Source organism: Nonomuraea roseoviolacea subsp. carminata, from assembly GCF_024172185.1.
Taxonomy (GTDB): Bacteria; Actinomycetota; Actinomycetes; order Streptosporangiales; family Streptosporangiaceae; genus Nonomuraea; species Nonomuraea roseoviolacea.
In genome coordinates this window covers 5,966,533-5,992,274 of the sequence record NZ_JAMZEC010000001.1, presented here as the reverse complement: position 1 = coordinate 5,992,274, position 25,742 = coordinate 5,966,533, and the positions used below count along the sequence as shown (strand labels likewise).

Annotated in this window: 27 protein-coding genes; 11 read left to right on the top strand and 16 right to left on the bottom strand. The window is 72.9% G+C overall.

Annotated elements, in window-relative coordinates; genetic code table 11:
- Nucleotides 1-5: 5 nt before the first annotated feature.
- Entirely contained in the window at nt 6-218 is a 213-nt protein-coding gene (locus HD595_RS27770) for an FmdB family zinc ribbon protein (protein ID WP_253774001.1), read from the bottom strand.
- 9 nt (nt 219-227) lie between these two features.
- Nucleotides 228-1,034, bottom strand: a complete 807-nt coding sequence (locus tag HD595_RS27765) for a GNAT family N-acetyltransferase (protein WP_253774000.1) — start codon at nt 1,032-1,034, stop codon at nt 228-230.
- A 118-nt stretch (nt 1,035-1,152) separates the two neighbouring features.
- Between HD595_RS27765 and HD595_RS27760 the strand changes: the two genes are divergently transcribed.
- Nucleotides 1,153-1,725 carry an RNA polymerase sigma factor gene (locus tag HD595_RS27760; RefSeq protein WP_253773998.1) on the top strand — a complete coding sequence of 191 codons (573 nt, stop codon included), beginning with the start codon at nt 1,153-1,155 and terminating at the stop codon, nt 1,723-1,725.
- Nucleotides 1,718-2,587, top strand: a complete 870-nt coding sequence (locus tag HD595_RS27755) for a CU044_5270 family protein (RefSeq protein WP_253773996.1) — start codon at nt 1,718-1,720, stop codon at nt 2,585-2,587. Before HD595_RS27760 ends, HD595_RS27755 begins: the two co-directional genes overlap by 8 nt.
- Before the next feature lie 50 nt (nt 2,588-2,637).
- Here the strand turns inward: HD595_RS27755 and HD595_RS27750 are convergent, their stop codons facing one another.
- Complete coding sequence (locus HD595_RS27750) at nt 2,638-3,144, bottom strand: HNH endonuclease (protein ID WP_253781334.1); 507 nt, start codon at nt 3,142-3,144, stop codon at nt 2,638-2,640.
- A gap of 283 nt (nt 3,145-3,427) precedes the next feature.
- Here HD595_RS27750 and HD595_RS27745 point away from each other — a divergent pair, with 283 nt between their 5' ends.
- Nucleotides 3,428-5,482, top strand: a complete 2,055-nt coding sequence (locus HD595_RS27745; RefSeq protein WP_253773994.1) for a prolyl oligopeptidase family serine peptidase — start codon at nt 3,428-3,430, stop codon at nt 5,480-5,482.
- Nucleotides 5,483-5,558: 76 nt separating this feature from the next.
- Here the strand turns inward: HD595_RS27745 and HD595_RS27740 are convergent, their stop codons facing one another.
- Nucleotides 5,559-5,978, bottom strand: a complete 420-nt coding sequence (locus tag HD595_RS27740; protein ID WP_253781332.1) for a YciI family protein — start codon at nt 5,976-5,978, stop codon at nt 5,559-5,561.
- Nucleotides 5,979-6,110: 132 nt separating this feature from the next.
- Nucleotides 6,111-6,962, bottom strand: coding sequence for a formyltetrahydrofolate deformylase (purU, locus tag HD595_RS27735; protein ID WP_253773992.1), 852 nt, complete (start codon nt 6,960-6,962; stop codon nt 6,111-6,113).
- Nucleotides 6,963-7,298: 336 nt separating this feature from the next.
- Here purU and HD595_RS27730 point away from each other — a divergent pair, with 336 nt between their 5' ends.
- Nucleotides 7,299-8,231: an inorganic phosphate transporter gene (locus HD595_RS27730; protein WP_253773990.1), complete on the top strand. Its 933-nt coding sequence runs from the start codon at nt 7,299-7,301 to the stop codon at nt 8,229-8,231.
- A 109-nt stretch (nt 8,232-8,340) separates the two neighbouring features.
- The gene (locus tag HD595_RS27725; RefSeq protein WP_253773988.1) at nt 8,341-8,973 is read left to right on the top strand and encodes a DUF47 domain-containing protein; all 633 of its coding nucleotides are present in this window, start codon (nt 8,341-8,343) and stop codon (nt 8,971-8,973) included.
- A gap of 116 nt (nt 8,974-9,089) precedes the next feature.
- Here the strand turns inward: HD595_RS27725 and HD595_RS27720 are convergent, their stop codons facing one another.
- Entirely contained in the window at nt 9,090-10,010 is a 921-nt protein-coding gene (locus HD595_RS27720; protein WP_253773986.1) for a TIGR03620 family F420-dependent LLM class oxidoreductase, read from the bottom strand.
- Between the two features lie 33 nt (nt 10,011-10,043).
- Here HD595_RS27720 and HD595_RS27715 point away from each other — a divergent pair, with 33 nt between their 5' ends.
- The gene (locus HD595_RS27715; RefSeq protein WP_253773984.1) at nt 10,044-10,439 is read left to right on the top strand and encodes an ArsR/SmtB family transcription factor; all 396 of its coding nucleotides are present in this window, start codon (nt 10,044-10,046) and stop codon (nt 10,437-10,439) included.
- Between the two features lie 5 nt (nt 10,440-10,444).
- On the opposite strand, the gene HD595_RS27710 is transcribed toward HD595_RS27715, so the two are convergent.
- The gene (locus HD595_RS27710; RefSeq protein ID WP_253773982.1) at nt 10,445-11,866 is read right to left on the bottom strand and encodes an MFS transporter; all 1,422 of its coding nucleotides are present in this window, start codon (nt 11,864-11,866) and stop codon (nt 10,445-10,447) included.
- Nucleotides 11,867-11,941: 75 nt separating this feature from the next.
- On the opposite strand from HD595_RS27710, the gene HD595_RS27705 reads away from it, so the two are divergent.
- Nucleotides 11,942-12,529 (top strand): TetR/AcrR family transcriptional regulator, encoded by a 588-nt coding sequence (locus HD595_RS27705; protein WP_253773980.1) that lies wholly within the window; start codon nt 11,942-11,944, stop codon nt 12,527-12,529.
- On the opposite strand, the gene HD595_RS27700 is transcribed toward HD595_RS27705, so the two are convergent.
- The 8 genes from HD595_RS27700 to HD595_RS27665 form a co-directional block, all read right to left on the bottom strand.
- Nucleotides 12,496-12,774, bottom strand: a complete 279-nt coding sequence (locus HD595_RS27700; RefSeq protein WP_253773978.1) for a hypothetical protein — start codon at nt 12,772-12,774, stop codon at nt 12,496-12,498. The genes HD595_RS27705 and HD595_RS27700 overlap by 34 nt on opposite strands.
- A 59-nt stretch (nt 12,775-12,833) precedes the next feature.
- Nucleotides 12,834-13,574: an MBL fold metallo-hydrolase gene (locus HD595_RS27695; protein WP_253773976.1), complete on the bottom strand. Its 741-nt coding sequence runs from the start codon at nt 13,572-13,574 to the stop codon at nt 12,834-12,836.
- Between the two features lie 58 nt (nt 13,575-13,632).
- The gene (locus HD595_RS27690) at nt 13,633-14,415 is read right to left on the bottom strand and encodes a serine hydrolase (protein WP_253773974.1); all 783 of its coding nucleotides are present in this window, start codon (nt 14,413-14,415) and stop codon (nt 13,633-13,635) included.
- A gap of 144 nt (nt 14,416-14,559) precedes the next feature.
- Complete coding sequence (locus HD595_RS27685) at nt 14,560-15,048, bottom strand: hypothetical protein (protein WP_253773972.1); 489 nt, start codon at nt 15,046-15,048, stop codon at nt 14,560-14,562.
- Nucleotides 15,049-15,093: 45 nt separating this feature from the next.
- The gene (locus HD595_RS27680; RefSeq protein ID WP_253773970.1) at nt 15,094-16,272 is read right to left on the bottom strand and encodes a tetratricopeptide repeat protein; all 1,179 of its coding nucleotides are present in this window, start codon (nt 16,270-16,272) and stop codon (nt 15,094-15,096) included.
- 726 nt (nt 16,273-16,998) lie between these two features.
- Nucleotides 16,999-18,303 (bottom strand): DMT family transporter, encoded by a 1,305-nt coding sequence (locus HD595_RS27675; RefSeq protein ID WP_253773968.1) that lies wholly within the window; start codon nt 18,301-18,303, stop codon nt 16,999-17,001.
- Nucleotides 18,304-18,577: 274 nt separating this feature from the next.
- Nucleotides 18,578-19,066: a GNAT family N-acetyltransferase gene (locus HD595_RS27670; RefSeq protein ID WP_253773966.1), complete on the bottom strand. Its 489-nt coding sequence runs from the start codon at nt 19,064-19,066 to the stop codon at nt 18,578-18,580.
- Nucleotides 19,063-20,604: an NsdA family TPR-like regulatory protein gene (locus HD595_RS27665; protein WP_253773964.1), complete on the bottom strand. Its 1,542-nt coding sequence runs from the start codon at nt 20,602-20,604 to the stop codon at nt 19,063-19,065. The genes HD595_RS27670 and HD595_RS27665 overlap by 4 nt, the downstream gene beginning before the upstream one ends.
- Before the next feature lie 302 nt (nt 20,605-20,906).
- Here HD595_RS27665 and HD595_RS27660 point away from each other — a divergent pair, with 302 nt between their 5' ends.
- The 4 genes from HD595_RS27660 to HD595_RS27645 all read left to right on the top strand — a co-directional run bounded on the left by HD595_RS27660 (nt 20,907) and on the right by HD595_RS27645 (nt 24,531).
- Nucleotides 20,907-21,191, top strand: coding sequence for a hypothetical protein (locus HD595_RS27660; protein WP_175602135.1), 285 nt, complete (start codon nt 20,907-20,909; stop codon nt 21,189-21,191).
- Nucleotides 21,192-21,644: 453 nt separating this feature from the next.
- Nucleotides 21,645-22,595: a mechanosensitive ion channel family protein gene (locus HD595_RS27655; protein ID WP_253773962.1), complete on the top strand. Its 951-nt coding sequence runs from the start codon at nt 21,645-21,647 to the stop codon at nt 22,593-22,595.
- Nucleotides 22,596-22,604: 9 nt separating this feature from the next.
- Nucleotides 22,605-22,985 carry a globin gene (locus tag HD595_RS27650; protein WP_175593370.1) on the top strand — a complete coding sequence of 127 codons (381 nt, stop codon included), beginning with the start codon at nt 22,605-22,607 and terminating at the stop codon, nt 22,983-22,985.
- A 16-nt stretch (nt 22,986-23,001) separates the two neighbouring features.
- Nucleotides 23,002-24,531, top strand: coding sequence for a glycoside hydrolase family 13 protein (locus HD595_RS27645; protein ID WP_253773960.1), 1,530 nt, complete (start codon nt 23,002-23,004; stop codon nt 24,529-24,531).
- Here the strand turns inward: HD595_RS27645 and HD595_RS27640 are convergent.
- Complete coding sequence (locus tag HD595_RS27640; RefSeq protein ID WP_253773958.1) at nt 24,524-25,738, bottom strand: MFS transporter; 1,215 nt, start codon at nt 25,736-25,738, stop codon at nt 24,524-24,526. The genes HD595_RS27645 and HD595_RS27640 overlap by 8 nt on opposite strands.
- Nucleotides 25,739-25,742 lie beyond the last annotated feature (4 nt).

Genomic DNA, 25,742 nt, shown 5'->3' with positions numbered 1-25,742 from the left:
CCGGGTCAGGAGCAGCAGCCGCCTCCGCAGCACCCGCCGCCGCCTCCGGCCGCCGGGCGCGGGGCGGAGCCGCCGCCGGTCATGGCCACGGTCGACAGCAGCTTGACCGTGTCGTCGTGGCCGTCCGGGCAGGTCGCGGGGTCTCCGGAGGCGGACATGGGACGGGACACCTCGAAGGTGGAGCCGCAGGCGCGGCACCGGAACTCGTAGCGTGGCATGAGCACAGATTACGACGAGCCGGCCAGCGTCACGTGCGCGTAGTCGGACACCGGCTCGTAGCCGATGGCCTGGTAGATGGCGTTGCTCGTCGGGTTGGCCAGGTCGGTGAACAGCACCACCTCGTCGCCGCGCTCGTCGAGGGCCAGGCGGCTGGCGTACGCGGTGACGGCCGAGCCGTGGCCGCGCCCCCGGCAGGCGGGGGGCGTGTAGACGGGCCCGATGCGGCAGACCCCGCCCATCGCGGGCGACACCCCGGCCATCGAGACGGGCACGCCGTCCTCCTCCCACACCACCAGCTCGCGCCGGGTCAGCCGCCGGGTGGCCGCCTCGACCGTGTCGCCGAGGTCCATGCCCACCTCGGCGCCGAACGCGTCCAGCCAGGCCACCATCAGCGGCAGGTCGCCGGCCGTGGCCACCCGGCCCCGTCCCGGTGTCCCGGGCGGCTTGAGCGTGCCGAGCCGGTAGAGGCGCTCGGAGCGGACGTCGCCGGAGCTGCCGAGCGCCGCGCACGCCGCGTCGACCGCCGCGCGCGGCCCCACGAGCGCGGGGATCTCGCCGTCGTACTCCTCGGTCAGCGCGGCCGCCACGTCGCCCGGCATGTCGGCGAGCACCAGCGCGCGGGGCGGCGTGCGGAACGCCGCGCCGCACACCTCGCCCCAGGACGTGTACCAGCCGAAGATCGCGCCCTCGGCCGGCATCCCGTCGCGGATGTTGGCCAGCACGGTCAGCGGGACGGTGTTGCGCACGGGGTCGGTCAGCAGGAACGGCTCCGCGGCCGCGGCGTACTCGGCGACGTCCTGCGTGAAGTGCCACATGCCCGGGATCCTCCCACCCCGGGGCGGGCGGGGGCACCGGGGTTTCGGCGCCGGGCGGGAAAGCTCCGCGGGGGTCCGGCGAAGGGAGGATGACAACCGTTCACAGGAGGGTGAGAGTGTGTCGACCGAGACGCGCGCGGAGGTGGACGACCATGATCTGGTCGCCCGCTTCCGGCTGGACGCGGAGGAGTTCACGGCCGTCTATGACCGCTACTTCCGCGAGGTGTACCTGTACGCGGCCGGACGCGTGGACGTGCAGGCCGGTGAGGACATCGCGGCGGAGACGTTCTGCCTGGCCTTCCGCGACCGCGGGCGCTTCGACCCGGCGCGCGGAGGGCTGCGGCCCTGGCTGTTCGGGATCGCGACGAACCTGATCGCCCGCCACCGGCGCAAGGAGGCGCGCCACTACCGGGCGCTGGCCCGTACGGCCGCCGAGCCTCCCGCCGACAGCCACGAGGGCCGGGTCGTGGAGTCCGTGGCGGCGCAGCGCATGGCGCCCCGCCTGGCCGGCGCCCTGGCCACGCTCAACCGGGGCGAGCGTGACGTGGTGACGCTGGTCTACCTGGCGGAGCTGACGCATCAGGAGGTGGCCGACGCCCTCGGCGTCTCCTACGGAACCGTCGGGTCCCGGCTCAGCCGTGCCCGCAAGAAGATCCACCACGCGATGGCCAAGGAGGACCACCATGGATGACCTGCGCGAGATCCGGACCGTGCTCGCCAAGCCCGAGCCGTCCCCCGAGGTGGTCGCCCGGCGGCGCGGGCAGCTCCACGCCGCGATGAGCGGCCGTGCCCCCCGGCGGCGGACGCGCCTGCTGCTGGTCCCGGTGGCCGCGGCGGCCGTCGCCGCCGCGGTCGTGGTCGCTGTCGCCCGTCCCGGCGGCGCGCCGCCGGCGGCCACGACCGCGCGTGACGTGCTGCTCGTCGCCGCCACCACCGCGGAGCGCACCCCGGAGGGCTCGGGGACGTACTGGCACATCACGGTCACCGTGGGCAGCCGACCGCCGAGTGAGTACTGGTACCGGCGGGACGGGCAGTTCTGGATCAAGGGCAAGGGCCTGAAGGGCGGGGGGAAGCTCTTCCGCTTCACCACGAAGCCCCAGCCGTTCACGCTGGGGCCGCTGCGCATGAGCTTCGACGAGCTGCGCGGACTGCCCGTCGACGAGGACGCCCTCTACACGCGGCTGCGGTCGGCCGTCGCGGGCAGCGGCATCCGCACCAGCGCGGGGGCGCCGAGCGAGAAGGAGCTGGACGGCTTCGCCGTGGAGACGCTGATCTCGCTGGTCAGCGAGGCGCCGGTCACGCCCCAGGTCCGTGCCGCGGCCTACCGGGCGCTCGCCGCCCGGCCGGGCGTCACCGACCTCGGCGAAAGCGGCGGCGGGCGGCGCCTGCGGGTTCCGCTGTCCGGCGGCGACCGCGAGGTCGTCGTGGACCCGGACACGGCGCGGGTGCGCGACACGCCCGTATGGGTGCCCCTCACCGGAGGAGTCGCCTTCACCGACGGCGAGGGGGTGACGATCGACGCCGAATGGACCGACGAGCTGCCCGCCGAATGAGCCGATGAGGGAAGGGCCCGCGCCTCGGGGGTGCGGGCCCGTCCTCGCCGCTACGCGGCCTCTTCCAGGTAGGGCGCCCATTGGGGGTCGCCGACGAGTGAGGCGCCGATCAATCTCCAGTGGGCGCCCCGTGGCACCGCCGGGGTGACGCGCAGCGTCCACCCCAGCTCCTCCAGGTACTTGTCGGCCTTGCGGTGGTTGCACGTCGTGCACGAGGCCACGCAGTTCTCCCACGTGTGGGCCCCGCCACGGGAGCGGGGGATGACGTGGTCGATGGTCTCGGCCCGCTGGCCGCAGTAGGCGCAACGGTAGTCGTCGCGGCGCATGAGCGCCGCCCGGGTCAGGGGAATGCGTGATCGGTAAGGGATGCGGACATATCGCCTCAGCCGGATCACCGAGGGCACCTCCAGCGTGCGGCTGGCCGAGCGCAGGACCGCGCCCCGCCCGTCTCGGTGCACGACTTCGGCCTTCTCCCGCAGCACCAGGATGATGGCCCGGTGCAGGGAGAGCGTGGTGAGCGGCTCGTAGGTGGCATTCAGCAGCAGGACCTGGCGCATCATCGGGCCTCATCCCGCCGCGCGCGTATCAAAGGGGACATGCCATGGCATGTCCCGGCTGTCGGCCCCTCCTGGGGCATGGATGCTTCCGTCACGTGGACCTCCGCCGGACGGTCCAGCGGATGAACACCACGGCACCGTCCTGTCACCCAGTTTGGCGTTTCCCGCGTGGTCCCCGCCACCCCATAACCTCCAGCCCGGAATGACCAGAGGGACGCACGATACGTTTTATGCCCGTAACACCCGGACTTTACGCGCGTTCCTTCGCAGTAGGGTTCGGGGCATGACGCGAGAGCCGTATCCCACCGCGCGCCGTGCGGACACCATCGACGTCCTGCACGAGACGCCCGTCTCCGACCCGTACCGCTGGCTGGAGGATCCCGACAGTCCCGAGACGCAGGGGTGGCTGCTGGCTCAGGCCGACCTGTTCAAGCGGGAGAGCGGGCCGCAGCGCTTCCGGGAGCGCATCGGCGAGCTGCTCAGGTCCGGCTCGGTGGGCACCCCCGCCTGGCGCGGCGGGCGCGCGTTCTTCAGCCGCCGCACGCCCGACCAGGAGCACGCGGTCTACTACGTCGCCGAGCCCGACGGCACCGAGCGGGCGCTGATCGACCCCATGGCGCTCGACCCGTCCGGGCTGACCACGCTCGACACGGTCCAGCCCGACAAGGAGGGGCGTCTCCTCGCGTACCAGATCTCGGTGGGCGGCACCGAGGAGTCGGTCCTGTACGTCATCGACGTCACGACCGGCTCCCGCGTCGAGGGCCCGATCGACCGCTGCCGCTACTCCCCCGTGGCCTGGCTCCCGGGCGGCGAGGCGTTCTACTACGTGCGCCGCCTGCCGAGCACCGAGGTGCCGGAGAACGAGTCGCAGTTCCACCGCCGCGTCTACCTGCACCGGGTCGGCACGTCCACCGAGGACGACGTCATGATCTTCGGGCAGGGCCTGAAGATGACCAACTACTACGGCGTCGCGGTCTCGCGCGACGGCCGGTGGCTCCAGATCTCCGCCAGCGAGGGCACGGCCCCGCGCAACGACCTGTGGGTCGCCGACCTGACCGCCTCGCCGCCGGAGCGGCCGGAGCTCGTGGTCGTCCAGGAGGGCGTGGACGCGCAGACCGGGCTGACGTTCGGCCGCGACGGGCGGCTGTACGTCCACACCGACCGCGACGCGCCCCGGGGCCGCATCTGCGTGACCGACCCGGCGACGCCCGGGGCCGGCGGATGGCGCGACCTCGTCCCCGAGGACCCGGAGGCGGTGCTGTCCGACTACGCCATCCTCGACGACCTGGAACGCCCGGTCATGCTGGTGAGCTGGACGCGCCACGCCATCAGCGAGATCTCGGTGCACGACCTGGCCACGGGTGAGCGCCTGGGCGAGGTGCCCACGCCGGGCCTCGGCTCGATCGGCGGCCTGTCGGAGCGGCCCGAGGGCGGCTTCGAGGCGTGGTTCGGCTACACCGACAACACCACGCCGCCGACCATCCAGCGCTACGACGCCCGCACGGGCGAGACCACGCTGTGGGCGGCCTCGCCGGGCGCGGTCGAGGTACCGGCGGTGCGCACCTCCCAGGAGGTCTACCGGTCCAAGGACGGCACCGAGGTGCGGATGCTCGTCATCTCCCCGGTCGACGCCGAGGGGCCGCGCCCCACCATCCTGTACGGCTACGGCGGCTTCGGCCTGTCGATGACCCCCGGCTACTCCGCGTCCGTCCTGGCCTGGGTCGAGGCGGGCGGCGTGTACGCCATCGCCAACCTGCGCGGCGGCGGCGAGGAGGGCGAGGACTGGCACCGCGCCGGCATGCTCGCCCACAAGCAGAACGTCTTCGACGACTTCCACGCGGCGGCCGAGCACCTCATCGCCACCGGCGTCACCACGCGCGAGCAGCTCGCCATCTCGGGCGGCTCCAACGGCGGCCTGCTCGTCGGCGCCGCCCTGACGCAGCGGCCCGACCTGTACGCGGCCGTGGTCTGCTCGGCGCCGCTGCTCGACATGGTGCGCTACGAGTTGTTCGGGCTGGGCGCGACCTGGAACGTCGAGTACGGCTCGGCCGAGGACCCCGAGCAGTTCGGGTGGCTGCGGTCGTACTCGCCGTACCACCACGTGCGCGAGGGGGTGGAGTACCCGGCGGTGCTGTTCACGGTGTTCCAGTCGGACACGCGGGTGCATCCGCTGCACGCGTGGAAGATGTGCGCGGCGCTGCAGCACGCGTCCGCGTCGGACCGGCCGGTGCTGCTGCGCAACGAGACCGAGGTGGGGCACGGGGCCCGCTCGATCAGCCGTACGGTGGACCTGTCGGCCGACACCCTGACCTTCCTGGCCCGCCACACCGGGCTGTAGCCCGCGACGCCCCGGCCGGGAGCTCTCGTCCGGCCGGGGCGTCTCTTGCCAGGCGCCTCGTGTCAGGCGTCTCGCGTCAGGCGTCGAGTGCGGCGCCGGGGCCCTCGTCGATCGGCCGCACGTCCACGTACAGGCCGGACGTGTCGCCCTCCGGGTGCGGGCACTTCGCGATCCGGGCCGCGATCTCCGTGGCCCGGTCGAAGCTGTCGCACTCGACGATCGTGTACCCGGCGAGCACCTCCTCGGTCTCCGGGTACGGCCCATCGGTCACGACCGGCACGCCGTCGCGCAGCCCCTGGACCCGCCTGGTGTGGACCGGAGCCGCGAGGCCGCGCGCGTCGACGAACTCGCCGGACTCGACCAGCTCCTGGTTCCACCGGCCCATGAACGCGTGCATGGCGGCCACGTCCTCGGCGGTCCACCCGACCTCGCCCGCCTCGGCGGGCTTGCCGGCCAGCAGGTCGTAGTCGCGCTGCGAGCCGTACAGCAGGATCATGTACTTCACGATCGCTCCTTCTCCGCGTTGTCCGCGTCATCCGCTGCGGGAGCCCGTGCGGCTCCCGTCACCGGAGACGTCGGAGCGCGCGGCCACGACCGGACACGCGCCCGAACCTGCGGGCTCCCGGGCTCAGCGGGGGAAGACGATGGTCTTGTGGCCGTCGAGCAGGACCCGCTGCTCGGCGTGCCAGCGCACCGCCCTGGCCAGCGCCACGCACTCCACGTCGCGGCCGATGGCGGCGAGGTCCTCCGGCGAGTGGCTGTGGTTGACCCGCGCGACCTCCTGCTCGATGATCGGCCCCTCGTCCAGGTCGGACGTGACGTAGTGCGCGGTCGCGCCGATCAGCTTCACGCCCCGGTCGTGCGCCTGGTGGTACGGCTTGGCGCCCTTGAACGACGGCAGGAACGAGTGGTGGATGTTGATCGCCCGGCCCGACAGCTTGGCGCACAGGTCCTCCGACAGCACCTGCATGTAGCGGGCCAGCACCACGAGATCGACCTGGTAGTGCTCCACCAGGGCCAGCACCTCGGCCTCCTGCCGGGGCTTGGTCTCCGGGGTGATCGGCAGGTGGTGGTAGTCGATCCCGTACGACTGGGTGAGCGGGCGCAGGTCGGGATGGTTGGAGGCGACGGCCACGACCTCGATGTCCAGGGTCTTCTTGCGCACCCGGTAGAGCAGGTCGTTGAGGCAGTGGTCGAACTTGCTGACCATGATGAGCACGCGCGGCTTCCTGGCCCTGTCGCGCAGCTCGAACTCCATGCCGAACTCCGGCGCGAGCGCGGCGAACGCGGCCCGCACCTCGTCCTCGGGCAGCGGCGAGGTGAACTGGACGCGCATGAAGAAGCGCCGCGCGGCCTGGTCGCCGAACTGCTGGCTCTCGGTGATGTTGCATCCGTGCCCGGCCAGCAGCCCGGAGACGGCGGCCACCACCCCTGGCCGGTCGGGACACGACAGGGTCAGGACGTACTCGGCTGGGCTCATGTCATTACTTTCGCGGACGTGGGATGGCGGGCGCGGTCGATGCCGGCCCGGGCGGATGCCGGCCCGGCTGCCGACCTGGGCAGGTTACCGCCCGGCGGCCGGGCCCACCCGGCCGTTCGGCATCTGGGACTCGGCCCTCGGGCCGATGAGCGCGTCCACCGAGCGTACCCGCCGCGCCGACCAGGGCAGAGGCCCCTGGAGAGGGCTTCCGCCCCAGTAGTCCCATCGAACCCCGTTCTCCAGCAGAATGGAAGCTCCCCATCGTCGAGCCGATCACGGGTATGCGCCCTGCGACGCCGGTCGCGCGCGCCGGCCGGAACGGAGGCACGCTCACCGTTGGACTTCGCCGTACTGGTCGCAGTGGCCTGCCTGTTCGCGCTCGTCACCGGCATGAACGACGGAGGCGCCCTCCTCGCCACGGGGCTCAAGCTGCCCACGGTGCGGCCCGCCACCGGGATCCTGGCCCTCGTCGTCATGGTGGCGCTGGTGCCGCTGGCGACCCAGGCGGTGGCGCGGACGTTCGTGCACCGGCTGGCCACGTTCGACGAACCCGGCGGGCGGACCGCGATGACGGTCGCCGTGCTCTCCGCCCTCACCGTCGTCACCGTGCTGAGCGCGAAAGGCCGTCCGACGAGTCTCACCCTGGCCGTCGTCGGCGGCCTCACCGGGGCCGGGCTCGGCTGGGGGCTGCCCGTCTCGGCCGGGGCGGTCGCACTGGTGCTGGCCTTCGGCCTGGCGGCGCCGTTCGTGGGCGGGCTGGTGGCGTGGGGAGTCGCGCTGCTGCTGGTGCGCTGGTCCGGCACGCGGGGGCTGGGGCGCTGGCACTGGGCGGGGTTCCTGCTCCAGACCGTCGCCTACGCCGCCAACGACGGGCAGAAGATGCTCGCCGTGTTCATGATCGCACTCGGCTTCTCGGGCGCGCCGCTGCCGTACACGTCGCTGGTCGCGGTCCTGTTCGGGCTCGGCGCGCTGTACGGCCTGCCCAGAGCGGGCCGTACGCTCGGCCAGGAGATCATCGCCTCCCGTCCGCTGCACGGCGTCTCGGCGGAGCTCGCCTCGGGCACGGCCGTGATCGCCTGCGCGCTGCTCGGCATGCCGGTGAGCATGACGCAGTCGGTGGCCGGCGGCCTCATCGGGGCCGGCGTGGCCACGGGCGGGGGCCGGGTGCGCTGGTACGCCGCCGTCAAGATCGTCGTCGCCTGGCTGCTGACCCTCCCGGCCAGCGCCCTCCTGGCTGCCGGCGTCGCCTTCATCCTCTCCTCGACCTGACCATGCGCCGACTCCCCCGCACCCCCGATCCGCGACCAGATCATCCGTCCCCCACGCGGGCATAACCCCTGACAAGCCTTGATGCGGCGGGAGCCGTGGAAGGAGTGTGATGAAGCGACTTCGGCGCATCCGCGATCTCATGACCGGCCGGATGGACAGCGCGCTGACGGAGGCCCTGCTCGGCCAGTTGGAGGCGACCAAGCAGGGCGCCTGGCTGGCCATGGCCATGATCGGCGGCGAGGTCGGCCGTACCGGGGCGCACGAGCAGATGCGCACGATCGAGCACCTCGGCGACGAGGAGCGCCGCCGCCTGGTCGACGAACTGCGCAACGCCGTGGTCACCCCCATCGACCGGGAGGACCTGTTCCGGCTCTCCCGCTCCATCGACGACGTGCTGGACTCGCTGCGCGACTTCGTGCGGGAGTCGCACCTGTACCGGGTGCCGGACCAGATCCGCTTCAGCCCCCTCCTCGACCAGGTGATCGCCGGGATCGACGCGCTGGAGAACGCGGTGCGCGACCTCGCCTCCCGCCCGTCGGCCGTGGTGCACGACGCCCTGGAGGCCAAGAAGATGGGCGGGCAGATCCGGCGGATGTACCAGTACGAGATCTCCCGCATCTTCTCCGGTGAGATCACCGCGGAGGCGCTCAAGCAGCGTGAACTCGTGCGACGACTGGAGATCGTCGGCATGGCGATCGGCGAGGCCGCGGACGCCATCGCGGACGGCGCCATGAAACGCTGACGCCGACCGTCCAGGAGACCGAAGGGCCGGGCCCGGCGCCATGAAGCGCTGACGCCGACCGTCAACGAGACCGACGGCCGGTCGGCCCTGGCCCTCGCCCGGGCGCCGGCGACCGCCTAGACCCCGACCGCCGTCGACTGAGCACCGGTTGCCGGCTGGACGCCCAGGGCCGGGGCGAGCCGGCGAAGGTGCGTGAGCACCTCGGCCAGGTCGGGGGCGCCGGCGGCGAGGGGCTGGATGGCGACGTGGTCGGCCCCCGCGTCGAGGTGGGCGCGGACCCGCGCGGCGATGGCGGCGGCGTCGCCCCAGGCCACGATCGCGTCGGCGAGCCGGTCGCTGCCTCCCCCCGCGAGGTCGTCGTCGGTGTAACCCAGCTCGCGCAGGTTGTTGGTGTAGTTGGGCAGGGTCAGGTAGTAGGCCATGTGGGCGCGGGCGATCTCGCGGGCGCGAACCGGGTCGGTCTCCAGGACGACGGCCTGCTCCGGGATGAGCAGCCGGTCGGGGCCGAGGATCGCGCGGGCCGCGGCCGTGTGCTCCGGGGGCACGAAGTAGGTGTGCGCCCCGTCGGCGCGGTCGCGGGCGAGCTCCAGCATGCGGGGACGCAGCGCGGCCAGGACGCGTGGCGCGCCGGCCGGGGGCAGGTCGCGGGCGGCCTCGTCCATGCCGTCGAGGTAGGCGCGCATCGTCGTCAAGGGCTTGCCGTAGTCGTGGCCCCGCCGTCCGGCGACCGTGCTGTGGCTGACCCCGACGCCCAGCAGGAAGCGGCCGGGGAAGGCGTCGCCCAGCGTGGCGGCTCCGGCCGCCATGGCCGTGGCGTCGCGCGCCCAGAGGCTCGCGATGCCCGTGCCCACGGCCAAGCGCGTGGTGGCCGCCAGCAGGACGCCGGCGTTGGCCAGCGGCTCCTTGCTCCCGGGCGCCTCGTTGAGCCAGACGGACCCGTAGCCGAGCCGTTCGATCTCCGCCGCGACGGCGCGAACCTCGCCGGCGGGCGCCTTGTTGAGCAGCGGGTGCCACACGCCGACGTGTCCGGTGTCCATGAGCCCTCCCGGGGACTAGGATGTTCGATCGAGATGGAACACTACACCGATGTTCGACGGTCGTCGAACACCTCAGCGTCCGGCAGGTCGAGAAGCCTGACCCACACCTCGCCCGCGGAGGTGTCGCTCCAGGCGGCCCTCGACGCGCTCGGCGACCCGGTTCGCCGCCGGATCGTGCGCGAGCTGGCCGAGGTGCCCGACTGGACCCGCCCGTGCGGCACGTTCACCCATCTGCCCGTGGCCAAGTCGACGCTCAGCCACCACTTCGCGGTGCTGCGCAACGTCGGCCTGCTGGAGCAGCGCGACGAGGGCGCGCGCCGCCTCAACCGCTTGCGCCGCGACGAGTTCGAGGGCCGCTTCCCCGGCCTGCTCACCCTCGTCCTGGCCGAGGAGCCGGCCGAGACCGGCGGCGGGGAGGGGGACGGCTGACGGCCTCAGAGAGGGCGGTGGTCCGGAGGAGCCTGGGAGACGGGTGACCCGTCGGACGCCACCGGCGGGAGCGTGAGGGCTCCCTGGCGCCGCCGGCGCCCGACCATGAGACGGAGCGCCGGAATCGCACCGACGGCGCCGATGGCCGCCGCCGAGAGGAGCATCGCGCCCAGGCCGTCCAGCTGGTACGGGACGCCGAGGACGGCGACGCCCGCGGCGACGCCGATCTGCTTGGCCGTGTTGGCGATGCCCGCGGCCACGCCCGCGCGTTCGGCGGGCGCCGACGCCAGCGCCGTTCGGCCGGTGACGAGGTTGCCGATCCCGATGCTCGTCCCGCCGACCACGAATCCGGGCACCATCGCGGGCCAGGAGTGCAGCTCGTAGGTGGCGGCCAGCAGGAGCGAGGAGACGGCGGCCAGCGCCGGTCCGGCCGCGACCAGCGGGGCGGAGGGGAGCCGGTGCATGATCCGTCCGAGCAGCACGGGCGCGGCCAGGGCCGGAACGCTGAAGGTGAGGAACCACAGTCCCGCCTGGGCGGGGCGGGCGCCCATCGGCCCCTGGACGTACAGCGAGAAGTAGGCCAGGGCACCGGCGCCGGCGGCGTGGAAGGCCAGCGCGGCGACGGTGTTCGCCGCATACAGCCGGTCGCGCAGCAGCGACAGGTCGATCATGGGATCCGGGACGCGGCGCAGTGCCAGGACGGCCGTTGCCGCGGTGGCCAGGGCGACACAGATGATCGTCCCGGGTGCAGTCCAGCCGATGCGCGGTCCTTCGATCAGCGCCCACATGACTCCCCCGAGCCCGGCGGTCAGGCACACCGTCGCGACCGGATCGAGGGGGCGGGGCCGGGCATCGCGGGACTCGGCCAGCACCCGCGGCGCGATGACGAGGGCGAGCACACCCACCGGCACGTTGAGGAAGAAGATCGCCCGCCAGCCGAACACCTCGGTGAGCGCGCCGCCGAGCAGCGGGCCCGTGGCGATGGCCGCCCCTGAGGCCGCCGCGAACAGGCCGAGGGCGCGGTCGCGCCCGCGGCCCGGTGGGTAGGCGGCCGCCAGGAGAGGCGAGGCCGTCCCGAACAGGATCGCCGCTCCGCAGCCTTGCGCGGCCCGGAAGAGGTCCAGCGCCGACGCGCCGGGCGCCAGGGCGCACGCCAGGGACGCGGCCGTGAACACGCCGAGCCCGGCCAGGAAGAGACGGCGGCGGCCCACCCGGTCGGCCAGCGCGCCGGCGGTCAGGAGCAGGACGGCCAGCGTCAGGGCGTAGGCGTCGACGGCCCACTGCACCTCGCCCAGCCCCGCGCCGAGATCGCGCTGCATGGCGGGCAGGGCGACGTTCACCCCGGTGAGGTCCAGGACGAGCAGGTAACCGGCGGTCGCCGCCATGGCGAGGGTCCAGCCGGGACGGCGGACGACAGTGCTGGGCAACTCCGGCCTCCTTGGCGAGGCTCATTAATATACGGCGTAGATATATGGCGTATATTAACGGCTAGACTGGGATCCGTGAAGACCCCGGCCCAGCGCGGTCGCGGCACCCGCGGGCTGACCCGCGACGAGGTGCTCGACGCCACTCTCGAACTCGCCGAAGAGCGCGGCCTGCCCGCGGTCAGCATGCGCGCGGTCGCCGACCGGCTCGGCGTCACCCCGATGGCGCTCTATCGCTACGTCGGCGACAAGCAGGGGCTCCTGGACGGCCTGGTGGAACGGCTCCTGCAGGAGATGCCGGACGACGATCCCGCGTTGCCGTGGCAGGACCGGATGCGCGCGTTCGGCACGGGCGTCCGCGAGGTGGCACGGCGCCACCCGGAGCTGTTCCTGCTGCTGTTCACACGCCCGACGGTCACGCCCGAGGCCCGGCGCCCGCGCAACGCCGTCCAGGCGATGCTGCGGGACGCGGGCGTGCCGGAGGAGATCGTCAGCCCGCTCCAGCGCCTGCTGGACACGGTCGGCATGGGTTTGGCCGCCTCCGAGGCGGGGGGCCGCTTCACCGCCGCCCCGCACGAGATCGACCAGCTCTACGCCCTGGCCGAGGACATGTTCATCAGCGCCATCGAGCGCTACGCCGCACGCGACGGCGCGGGAGACCGCTGACGCCGCCTGATCATCGATCCCGTACCGGCCTGCTCAGCCGAACCAGGGCCGTCGCGGTCCGCCACGAGCGCCCCGTGACCGTCGCTGCCGTGCCGGTCCAGCGAACCGGTGACCCAGTCGCGTACGGCGGCGGCGACGGCGTCGGCGTCCCGCCAGGCCGCGACGCCCTCGGTCAGGCGCGGGGCCAGCGCCACGATGGCGTCACGGTCTTCGTCTCGATAGGGCCGGATCACGACACCGCTCATGATCAGCAGTCTGGCACCGGACACCCTGGCGAAAAAACAGTCTTCGGCCCAGTCGACGGTCAGAAGGCGATCGTGAGGCCGCCGGTGGCCGCCATGAGCTCGCCGGTGTACTCCTTGGCCGCCGCCTCCAGGACCGGCTCCGGCGGCGTGTCCGGCCACAGGTGGGTGAGCACCAGACGGGCCGCGCCGGCCCGCGACGCCGTGCGACCCGCGTCCAGGGCGCTCGACAGGAACGGCGCGTCCTCCTCGGGCACCCGCTCGGGATAGGTGGCCTCCGCCAGCAGGAGGTCGGCGTCGCGCGCCAGGTCGGTCAGCTCCGCGGCGGGCCCGGTGTCGCCGGTGTAGGCGAGCACCCGGCCGCCGGCGGCGAGCCGCAGCCCGGCGTTCGGGACGTGGTGCGGCAGCGACCAGGCGTCCACCCGGAACGGGCCGAGCTCCACCGGCGCGCCCGGCGCCAGCTCGTACAGCACATAGCTGGACGCCAGCATGCCCGGCCGGTCCAGCGCGAGCACCACGTCGAGCGCGCCGGGCGGCGCGTGCACGGGCAGCGCGGCCGGCGGCCTGTCGCCCAGCGCGCGGGCCCGCAGCAGCGGGTTGAGGTCGGCGCAGTGGTCGGGGTGGCCGTGGCTGACGAGCACCGCGTCGACGTCCTCGGCCGCCGTCGACTCCAGCAGCCTGGGCAGTACGGCATAGCCGGGGTCGATCAGCACCCGGTACCCGTCGTGCTCCACCAGATAACCGCTGCACGCCTGACCGGCGGCGGGCCACGCCCCGCATCCACCCAGCACCGTCAGCTTCACGCGCTCTCCTTCACGTCACCAGGGCTCCCGGGCGATCATGCCACGCGCCGTCCGGGGCTCAGCCGTCCGGCGCCTCCCCCAGCTCCGTCAGGGTGGTGCGCAGCAGGCCGCGCAGCAGCGCGCCGCCCGCCTTCTCGTGCTCCGCCTCGACCGGCAGCCCCTCGGCCACCCGCGCCTGGTAGATGTCGCGTTCGAGCTCGTCGGTGTACGGCTGCGCGGTCATGCCGACCACGACCACCACCCGGTTCGCCTCGGGGGTCAGCACGCCCACGGCGTGGGTGCGCAGGAACGTCTCGTCCATCCCGCCGTACCAGCCGCACTTGACGGCCGCCTCCGGCGCCGCGAGTGCCTCCCTCGCGCCGAACGTCTGGTCGGCGCCCACCAGCCGCATCCACTCCAGGATCGCCCCCGCCACCGGCTCGCCCGCCAGGGCCGCCTGGGCCAGCTCCACGTACGCGGCGGCGACCTCGGCGGCGGACACCTCCACGGACCCGAACCTCGACGGGTCGCCGTTCGGCGGCGCCCACCGGACACCGGTGCGCCGGTGGATCCCGTCGAGCACGGCACGCGGGCCGACGGACAGCCACAGGGCGAGCGTGTCGGTGTTGGAGGAGACGACCACGGCCGGCTCCGCGTGGCGGCGCCACCGCTCGTGGTCGCCGACCAACTCGGCCGTCGCCCACGCGTACAGCGGTTTCAGCAGGGAGGCGCAGCGCAGCCGGTCCGGGCCCGACGTGAGGGCCAGGGAACGCGGTGGCGGCCCGCCGTAACCGCGTCTGATGCCGGCGGCCTGCGCGCCGGCGCCCGGCTGGAGTTCTCGCAGCAGCTCGTCGAAGCCCACGCGCCCTACCGTAGTCCTCTCGTCGCCGGACGTCAGTCCTCTCGTCACCGGAGGTCAGTCTGTTCCTCACCGGACGTCAGTCCTCCCGTCACCGGAGGTCAGTCTGTTCCTCACCGGACGTCAGCCCTCTCCTCGCCTCATGGGTCAGGAGGCGGTCGTCCACAGCAGGACGAGCGTCGCCGGTGGCAGCACCGCCAGGGCCAGCACCAGCGCCAGTTTCCAGCGTCCGCGCGGCTCGGGCGCCGTGAGGAAGGCCGCAGCCGCGCCCGCCGCCCCGAACGCCGTCGCCGACAGCACCGCGTGCGCCGGCGGCCAGGCCCACGACGGCAGCACCTGCCCGAGCAGCCCGAGCGAGACCAGCGCCCCCGCCGCCACCACGGCCGTCCGCCGGCCGGGACGGACCGCCACGCGCTCCAGGGCCCATCCGCCACCGGCGAGCACCGCGACCGTGACCAGGACCACCAGGCCGGAGACCGGCGCGAGGCACCCCCAGTCGTCGCAGCCGGCGGCCGTCCAGACCACGCGGACGCTCGCCCACCACAGCACCCCCAGCGCCGCGAACACCGTCGCCGCCCGGACCACCCGCGCGCGAGCACGGCGGCCCCCACCTCCGAATGCGCCTGTTCCGGCCATGCACGCCATGCTGCCAGCCCCCGCCGCGAGACGGCGGCCCGCTCGTCAGCCTTCCGCCGCGCGTCGCTCGTCGGCCTCCGCCTCCGCCGTACGGCCGAGCGCGCGCAGCGCCACCGCCCGGTTGGCGTACAGGTCGGGATGCGGGTCGAGCCCGATCGCCTGCGCCAGGTCGTCCACGGCCCCCTCGGCGTCGCCCGCCGCGAACCGCAGCACCCCCCGGTTGCCCCACGCCGCGGCCAGCCACGGCGCCCCGGCGATGACGGCGTCCAGCGTCGCGCGCGCCTCCGCCAGCCGGCCGTCGGCCGTCTCCAGTTGCCCGCGCACGACGAGCAGGTGCGGGTCGCCGGGGGCCAGCGCGAGCCCGGCGCGCACGTCGGCCCAGGCGTCCTGGTCGCGTTCGAGGGCGGCCAGCAGCCCGGCCCGGTTGATGTAGGCGTCCACGTAGCCGGGGTCGAGCTCCAGCACGCGCCCGAGGTCGGCCAGCGCGCCGTCCGTGTCGCCGCGGACGATCCGCAGCTCGGCGCGGTTGTAGTACGCCTCGGGCATCGGCGGGCCGGCCCGGATGGCGCTCTCGTAGTCGGCCAGCGCCTCCTCCGGCAGGCCGAGCCGGGCCAGCAGGTTGCCCCGGTCCAGGTAGTGGTCGGGGAAGCCGGGGTCGAGGGCGATGGCCGTGGTGTACTCGGCGAGCGCCTCCTTCGTACGGCCGAGCGCGGCGAGCAGCCGGCCGCGGTTGGCGTGCAGCACCAGGCGGTGCAGCGGATGCCGCTCCCCCAGCTCGACGGCCAGCTCCAGGGCCGACTCCACCAGCGCGAGCGCCGCCTCCGGACGTCCCTCGCGCAGCTCCACGAGCGCCAGGCCGTTGCGGTCGAAGCCCAGCTTGAACGCCCGCTCGAACGGGTCGGGCAGCAGCGTCGAGATGGCGATGGCCTCGTTGACCCACTCCCGCGCCCGGGCGAGGTCGCGCCGCGCCGGGTCGGGGTGCCGGGCGTCGAGCATCGCCAGGCCGTACGCGGCGGCGGCGTGGACCGCCGGGTCCTGGCTGGACCTGCGGGCCCGCGCCCACACCTCGCGCGCCTCCTCGGTACGGCCGAGGCCGCCGAGCGCCGTCGCGGTGCGCTGCGCGAAGCGCCACCACAGCTCGCCTCCCGGTTCGGCCGTCTCCAGACCGCGCGGGCCGAGCTCGGCCACGGCGTGCAGGAAGCCCTCGTGGACGCACCGGTCCACGACCCGCCACAGCTCGGCGGGGCCGCGGGGGGTCCGGTGCCGGCTCGGGGCCGCCCTCGTACACGACGACGGTGAGCACGCCGGGCGGGATGCGGCGGGCCATGACGTCGAGCAGCTCGGCGTCCGTCGGGTCGGTCTCGGCGCCGTTGCACACGACCAAGGTGCGTCCCGGCGGCACGGCCGCGCGGACGAACTCGGCGAGCCCGTTGGCCAGCCGCAACGTGCGGCGGGGCGCGGGCACGAGGATGCGCTCGTCCTCGGGCAGGGTCGCGTCGACGCTCGGGCGCCGGGCGGGCACCAGGTCGCGCAGCCCGGGGGCCGCCGCCCTGATCTCGATGTCATGGGCGGCGACCAGGTCCGGGGAACGTTCCACAACGATCGGAACGAGGTGGTGCAGCAGCGCGGAGGCGACGGTGTAGGGGCCATGGGGCCGGCGGTGTCCGTCGATCATCGGCATCAGCAGCCGCACGGCCCCCGTTTCGACGGGCGGATCGCTCTGCACCCGGTAATGCGAACCGCTCCCGGTCACCCCTTGTGGATGACGCTCGCAGTCCCCGTGAGCTTCGCTGAGCCCGGCTTGTGCACGACAATGCGCTTCATGGTGTCCTACCCCTCCATTGGGACTAATCCACCATTATTCGGCCACTTCAGCGAATAGCAAGGTTTAGGACGTATAAGTAAGTGGGTAATAGCTAATGCGCTGTTTGTTCAGCGATTCCCCACCGTTCAGCCGGGCCGAAACCAGCACGGCTTCGCCGCCTCTCCGTTCTGCTCGGCCTCCGCGATCAGCGAGCACAGACAGCGACCGGTCAGCGTGATCGACTGGCAGCAGCCCGGGCCGGGCAGGTTCCTGGCCCGGACGATGATCGTCGCCCGCTGGATGAGCCGGTCCAGGCTGGGCTGGCCGCTGCCCTTGATCTGATGGGTCTGCAGCCGGCACGCCTGGGTGTCGACGCACACCTGAGCGACGCCCGGCGACGCGGGCCGCGCCTGCGGCTCCTCCACCTTGACGGGATCCTCGACCCCCTCGTGCGCCTGCTCGCGGCTGTCGCGCTTGACCTTGAGGTCGGCCAGCCGCCTCGACGCCTGGCGGGACACGGCGAGCAGGTGGTTGCGGCGCGACGCCTCCTCCCCCACGGGCCGCGGCTGCTCCACCCGCTGGACGGACGCCGGGCGCGGGGACTCCGTGGTGCGCGACGGCACGGCCAGCAGCATCGCCGCCCCCATGAGGCCGCCGCCGAGGGCCATGCTCCAGTCCGCCGGCTCGTGGAACCAGATCACCGCGATCCCCGCCACCCACAGCGGCTGCGACGACATGAGCACCGCGCTGGGCACGGCGGCCACGTGCGTCTGGCCGTACGAGCGGGCCAGGAACCCCAGCGCGCACGACACCACCGACAGGTGGCCGAGCGCCGCCCAGTCGGAGGGACCGGCAGGCAGGCTCAGCCCGTCGCGGACCGCGTAGCCGCCCGTCATGAGGCCGATGGTGGCCAGCTGGATGACGGTCAGGGCGTAGGCGTTGAAGCCCTCGCGGGTGCGGGTGAGCCGGGCCAGGAGCAGCGTGTGCCCCGCGTACAGGGCCGCGGCGGCGAGCGTGACGCCGAGCGCGAGCAACGAGATCGGGCCCTCGCCGACGCCGCGCAGCAGCGTGAACACCGTCATGCCCGCCACCGCCAGCCCGACGCCCACCCACACCCGGACGGGCATGTGCGTCCTGAACAGCAGGAGCGCCAGGATGGGCGTGAAGATCACGCTGCACCCGACGGCGAAGCCCGACACGGCCGAGGGCAGGCTGTGGAGCGCGATGGCCTGCCCGAGCTGGCCGACGCCGAACATGACCCCCAGGACGACCCCGTGCCCCCACGTGCGCCACGCAAGCCCCCGCAGCATGCCGGGACGCAGGAGAAGGAGCGTCAGCGCCGCGAGGGCGTAACGCTCGGCGAGCAGGTCCTCCACCGGTAACCGGACGATGAGATCCTTCATCAGCGGGAACGCCGACCCCCATGCGGCGCTGACGAACAACAGAAGCACGGCTCCCAGGAGGGGTCGGGGAGCGGCCACGACTGCCATGGCGGAAGCATCTCATTACGAAACGCAGCCGCGGATGTACTCCGAGCAGCCGGTGATGCTCCTCTACCACCGGGAGTGAAGGGGCTCACTCGGGGGCTCGTACATCCATATCCGCAGACGTGATCGAATCCCACATTTCTCTCGTCACGCTCTTCCCCGGACGTCCCACACGCCACCGGCCGCCGCCGGACATGGTCCGGCGGCGGCCGTTGGCACTACGGGGCTGAGCGGAGGGTCAGGCGTCGAGGACGGCGGCGGGCACGAGCCGCTTCTCGCCGTACACCACGATGAGGTCGCCGACGCGGGCGCGGGAGATCTCCCGCCACCCCTGCCGCGCGTACAGCGCGAGGGCGGCCTCCTGGCGCAGCGTGGTGTCGCCGCGCACGCTGTGGAAGCCCAGGGCGACCGCCCGCTCCTCCAGGGCGGTCAGCATCGCGGCGCCGTGACCGCGCCGCTGGTGGTCGGGGTGGACGCGCAGCCGGCAGATCTCGGCCAGGCCGCAGTCGATGGGCCGCAGGCCGCCCATGGCGACGACCCGGCCGTCCACCTCGCCCACGAGGAAGTCGCCGCCGCAGACCAGGTAGAGCTCCTGGATGCGGGGGAAGTCGTCGTCGTAGTAGACCCCGTCACCGGGGAACAGGCCGACCTGAGCCAGGCAGATCTGGTGCAGCGCCAGGATGGTGTCCAGGTCGGACCAGCGGTAACGGCGGATCTTCAGGTTCATGCACCGGCCTTTCCATCGTTCGCGGGCGCCTCCTGGCGCAGCTGCTCGCGGTAGTCGGCCAGGCCCGGGTGGTTGCGGTCGCGCTGCATGACCGCCTGCTCGAAGGCGAGCGCGGGACGCATGATGAACTCGGTGCGGTACTCGGGCCCGACCAGCTTCAGCGCCTCGGTGGCGATCTGCAGCGCCTCGGCGAGGTCGCCCTCGATGAGGCGGCACTGCGCCCGGTCGAGCCTGATCAGCGTCTGGTCGAAGATGTGGTCCTGGTACTTGTCCAGGGCCTGCTCCAGCACCACCTCGGCCTCCAGCGTCTGGCCGAGCTTGGTGAGCACGTCGCCCTGGTAGAAGTAGAGCTGGCGCTCGGTGTAGCCGAAGGCCATGTCCTCGCGCTCGTCGCCCTTGATGTGGCTGAAGGCGTTGCGGGCCCGGGCCAGCGCGCGCTTGGCCTGGTCGACGACCTCCTTCTTGCTGTCGGTGCCCGACAGCATGGCCAGCGCGCGCGCCTCCACGACCGGGGCCATGGCCTGCGCGGCGCACGGCACGGTGCCGGCCAGGTCGCGGCTCTTCTTGGCCAGGTTGAGCGCCTCCCGGGCGTCGCCGTAGTAGAGCGGGACCAGCGACTCGCGGGCCGTCACCCAGGCGCGCAGCGCGCGGTCGCCGGTCTCGTCGGCGGCGATGCGGCCGGTGCGGAAGAACGCGCGCGCCAGCCGGTGGTCGCCCAGGTTGATCATGATCATGCCGCTGAGCCCGGCGAGCTGCGCGGCCATGCGGCACAGGCGCTCCTGCAGGTCGATCGGCTGACGGCGGTTGAGCGCGTTGCGCACGGCGCTCAGCTCCAGCGCCACGTCGCACAGCAGGCGCTGCGGGGCGGTGGTCGTGTACTGCCGGCCGAAGGCCTGCGTGACCTCCTCCCACTGGTCGAGCATGGCCGGCGAGACCGTGGCGCAGACGAGTGTCTCGTCCATGCGCCGCCTGATGCCCTCCAGGGCGCCGAGCACCGGCCCTTCGAGCTTGGTGGCGGAGGAGGACTTGCTGCCGAGGAGCTGGAGCTGGAGCAGGGCGTGGCGCAGGATGTTCTCGTCCTCCTGGCCCTCGTGCGGCGTCTCCTCGTCGCAGGACGGCCGGATGCGCGGCTCGCGGGAGTCGACCGAGGCGGGCGCGCCGTCCGCGATCTCGAAGACGGCCGCGGCCGGCCCCCGGTGGCCGTGGCCGCAGATGCAGGGGCCGTCGTAGCCGAGGGCGGCCGGCTCGACGCGGTAGACGGTGCACAGGTAATGGAGGTATTCGGGGCCGGGGCGTTTCAGGCCGCTCTCGTACGCCGACAGCAGCGTCTCGCCGATGCCGGGCGGCGCCTTGGCGTCGCGCTCGAACAGCGCGCGCACCTGCTCGATGACGTCGGCCAGGGCGATGCCGTAGGAGAGGCGATGGCCCTTGATCTTTGTCGTGCCGAACTGAGGCGAGCAGGCCTCGTGTATTTCTTCCGCGATCTGAGCAGGTGTACGGCCGGCGGCGAGACCTCTGGCCCGGATGCGCCGCGCCATCTCCGTTTCCCTGTGCTGCCTGCCGGACATCCCGGCCCCTCTCACACACGTCCCGTACGATCCGTGACCGATCACTGAGCGTAGTCTCTGGGTTGCAGAGCGCCTACCATAGACTATGGACCATTGTGGACGGGAAGAAAACGTCCTCTTGAAGCTTACGGTTAAGGATCGTCCTCCGGCGGACTGTTTCTTACAACCCACGGGTGAATAGCCACTCCCTGTGATCGGGATGTGCTCGTTGCGTAGCGCGCTCAGTTGAGTCATCTTTGGCGCACCGGCTACGAGCGAGGGAGGGACGAAAGGTGGGGGACGACGACTTCGAGCACCTGGAGCGTCTGGTAGCGGAGCTCGACGCACGCGGTCTGCTCGCACGCGTGGTCCGCACCCAGACCGGCAGGCTGTTCGTACGGGTGATCAACCCGAACGCGACGAGCCTGACGGAGAACGTCACCTGTCGGCCGACAGCGGTCTCCGACCTACCGGACTGGTGGTACTGCTGGTCCTGGGGGGAGCGGATGCACACGGCCGAGGACCCGGCTGGTGCGGCGACGAAGGTCGCCCGGGTGCTCGCCGCGGTGGGCGAATGACGCAGGCGGTGATCCGGGTGGAGCGCAGCCACCACGGCTCACCGCGCCCACCGCGGCTTCGCGGAGCCGGCGGGGCGGCCGGTGCGGAGGGTTCCCCGTTCGCGGGGGCCCTGGCCGGCCCGCCGGTTCCATTCAGTTCGACAGGCGCCCTCCGGGTCACACCGGAGGGTCCCGGGGTGTACGCCCCGGGAGAAACGGTATGGGACGCGCTTCCGGGTGCGCGCCCCTGCCGGGCCGCACGTCACCGGAGCATCAGGCCCCGCCCTCCGCGGCCCCGGGCTCTGATGACCCCGTCTTCCCCGGCGTGATGTGACGGCGGCCGGTTCGGTCGGCGGGTATCTTGTGGATCGAAATCGGTCCAGATCCGCCGACCGAACCGCTTTCCCGCATTCCCGAAGGGGGATCCTCCCAGTGTTCCTGGCGACGCCGGCGCCATCATCCACTCCCTCGTCCGTGATCCCCAGCCTCGACAGCCTGAACCAGCAGATGTCCAGCGTCTGCGAGGGCGACACGCTGCTCTGCTCCACGCTGGCCGGGCTGTTCAACGGAGCGACGTGGGCGCCGCTGGTGGCGACCCTGATCACGATCGTGCTGATCCTGGTCCTCGCCTTCGTCATCCGGAAGGTCGCGCACCGCGTCATCACCCGCGTGGTCACCCGCGCCGCGGCCGGCGGCTCGATCATGACCCGCTTCCGCCGCAACGGCGTCGGCTCCGAGAGCATCGACATCCTGCTCCACGAGCGGCGCAAGCAGCGGGCCGAGACCATGGGGTCGGTGCTGAGGCACATCGCCTCGATCGTCATCCTCGGCACCGCCGTGCTCACCGTGCTCGACCGGCTGACCATCCCCATCGCTCCCCTGCTGACCAGCGTCGGCATCCTCGGCGTGGCGATCGGCTTCGGCGCGCAGGAGCTGGTCAAGGACTTCATCGCGGGCATGTTCATGCTGCTGGAGGACCAGTACGGCGTGGGCGACGTGATCGACTCGGGCGCCGCCGTCGGCACGGTCGAGGCGGTCACGCTGCGGATCACCCGGCTGCGCGACGCCGACGGCCGGGTCTGGTACGTGCGCAACGGCACCATCACCCGGGTCGGCAACGAGTCGCAGGGCTGGTCGCGGGCCTACGTGGACGTCCCGGTCGGCTACGCCACCGACGTGACCGCGGTGCGCGACGTGCTGGAGGGGATCGCCAAGGACATGTGGGACGACCCCGAGTTCCGCGAGACGGTGATCGTGGAGCGGCCCGACGTGTTCGGCGTCGAGCAGCTGTCCGACAGCACGATCGTCTTCCGCATCTCCGCCAAGACGCTGCCCTCCAAGCAGGCGCAGGTCGCGCGGGAGATGCGGCTGAAGGTCAAGAGCGCGCTCGACACCGCAGGCATCGCACTGGCGCCCGGCGCGTAGGCTTGCACCGTGACTGAGACCTCCTTCTACGAGGCCGTCGGGGGCGAGGAGACCTTCCGCCGGCTGGTGCACCGCTTCTACGAGGGGGTGGCCCAGGACCCGCTGCTCCGTCCCCTCTACCCGGAGGAGGACCTCACCGGCGCCGAGGACCGGCTGCGCGGCTTCCTGATCCAGTACTGGGGCGGGCCCAACACCTACAGCCAGGAGCGCGGGCACCCCCGCCTGCGCATGCGGCACGTGCCGTTCGTGATCGGTGAGGCCGAGCGCGACGCCTGGCTCAAGCACATGCGTGACGGCGTCGAGTCGCTGGAGCTGCCGGAGGAGCAGGAGAAGCGGCTCTGGGACTACCTGGTCTACGCGGCGCACAGCCTGGTGAACTCGCCCACATAACGGGCATGACCGCCCCATGACTATCCCCTGGTGGCGTGATGCGGTCGTTTACGAAATCTATGTACGCAGCTTCGCCGACGCCTCGGGTGACGGCGTCGGCGACCTCGCCGGCATCCGGCGGCGTCTGCCGTACCTCCGCGACCTGGGCGTCGACGCCGTCTGGCTGACGCCCTTCTACCCCTCCCCCATGGCCGACGGCGGCTACGACGTGGCCGACTACCGCGGGGTGGATCCCCTGTTCGGGTCGCTGGCGGACTTCGAGGCGCTGGTGTCCGACGCGCACGAGCTGGGGCTGCGGGTGCTCGTCGACATCGTGCCGAACCACAGCTCCTCGCAGCACCCGTGGTTCCAGGCGGCGCTGCGCGGCGAACGGCGCGAGCGCTACATCTTCCGCGACCGGACGAACAACTGGCAGTCCACCTTCGGCGGGCCCGCCTGGACACAGGTGGCCGACGGGCAGTGGTACCTCCACCTGTTCGCGCCGGAGCAGCCCGACTTCAACTGGCGGGAGCCGGAGGTCCACGAGGAGTTCCTCGACGTCCTGCGCTTCTGGCTGGACCGGGGCGTCGACGGGTTCCGCATCGACGTGGCGATGGGCCTGTACAAGGCGGAGGAGCTGCCGGACCTGCCGGCGGTGGACGACCAGGCGTTCGGGGCGCGCTCGCCGGTGTGGGGGCAGCCCGAGGTGCACGAGGTCTACCGGTCGTGGCGCAAGCTGCTCGACAGCTACCCGGGCGAGCGGATGGCCGTGGGCGAGGTGTGGACCGACGACCCCGAGGACCTCGCCCGCTACGTGCGGCCCGACGAGCTGCACCAGAGCTTCAACTTCGCCTGGCTCCAGGCGCCCTGGTCGGCGACGGCGTTCCGCAAGGTGATCGACGACACGCTGGCGACCGTGCCGTTCGCCACGTGGGTGCTGTCCAACCACGATGTCGTACGGCATCGCACCCGCTACGAGACCGCCGACCCGGGAACCGGGCTCACCCGGGCAAAAGCGGCAGTTCTCGCCATGTTGGCGCTTCCCGGGTCTGCATATCTCTACCAGGGGGAGGAACTGGGCCTCCCCGAGGTGAAGAATCTTCCCCCGGAGGCGCGGCAGGATCCGGTCTTCTTCCAGTCGGAGGGCAAGCTGCCGGGCCGTGACGGCTGCCGGGTGCCGCTGCCGTGGGAGGCGTCGGGGCCGTCGCACGGGTTCTCGCCCGGTGACACGCGGCCGTGGCTGCCGCAGCCCGAGGAGTTCGGCGCGCTGAGCGTCGAGGCCCAGACCGGCGACCCGGCCTCGACGCTGGAGTTCTACCGCGCGGCGCTGGCCTGCCGCCGGGAGGTGATGCGGGACGTCCCGCACGCGATCGAGTGGCTGGACTCGCACGAGGACGCGCTGGTCTTCCGGCGGGGGTCGCTGGTGTGCGCGCTCAACTGCGGCACCGACGCCGTACCGTTGCCGCCGCACGAGCGGGTGCTGCTGGCGAGCGGGCCGCTGACCGATGACCTCCTGCCGCCGGACACGGCCGTCTGGCTCCAGGCGCCGCCCGGTCTCGTCAGGTGACGCCGGTGGGGGTGGTGTGCGCGCCGCGCTCGCCGCGTACCGGGATGACCGGCACGGAGACGAGCGCGCACACCAGCCCCGCCGCGAACCCCGCCCAGTAGCCCTCACGCGTGATCAGCAGGCCGGCCAGCGGGGTCACGGCGAGGGCGACGACGTTCTGGATGGTGTTGTGGGTGCCCAGCACCCGCCCGGCCGCGCCGGGCCCGGCCAGCTCACCGGCCGCCAGGTACGCCAGGCCGTTGCCCGCCACGGTGATGACCGCGGCCAGCGCCAGCATCACCGTGCCGGGCCACGACCCGGTGAAGGTCCCCGCCAGCAGCAGCGTCAGCACCACCAGGCTGCCGAACGTCAGGAGCCGCAGCGGCGCCATCCGCAGGCCCGTCCGGTCGGACCAGCGTCCCACCGCGATCCGCACCACGGCGCCGCCGATCGCCGCCACGCCGAACAGCCGTCCCGCGTCGACGCCGTCCCAGCCGTACACGTGGACGAGGCACGCGACGCCGTACGTGCTGACCACGATCTGCGGCACCGCGTGCAGCGCGCTCGTCCCGTGGACCCGCCACAGGGCCGGCCGCCGGTACGGCGAGCCGGCCGGCGCGGCCCCCGAACCGGGGGCGTCGTGCGGTGGCTCGGCCAGGAACAGGACGGCCAGCACGGCGGCGAGCAGGCTCACGGCGGCGCAGACGCCCAGCACCCCGGGGACGCCGTGGGCGCGTGACACGGGCGGCAGCACGAAGGCGGCCACGGCCATGCCGAGCGTGTAGGACACCTGGCGCACGCCCATGGCGACGCCGCGTTCCGGCGGCTCGAACCAGCGCAGCACGATCCGGCCGCCGCCCACCATCGCGGCCGAGCCCGCGGCGCCCGCGAGCGCCAGCAGCGCGACGACCGCCCAGACGCCGCCGACCAGCGTCACCGCCCCGAAGAACACCGCCGCCAGCCCCACTCCGACGCCGAGCACCAGCCGCTCGCCGTGCCGGTCGGCGAGCACGCCCCAGGGGACGAGGGCGAACAGCACGCCGATCGCCGGGGCGTTGGCCACGATGCCGGCCACCGGCAGCGACAGGCCGAAGAAGCGCTGCAGGTCCGGCATGACCAGCGGGAGGCCGAACAGGCCCAGGGTGACGCTCGCGTGCGCGTTGACGCCCAGGGCGAGCATCAACCAGCGCCGTCGGCCGTGCTTCTGTTCCCGCTCGGGAGTCGCCACGCCG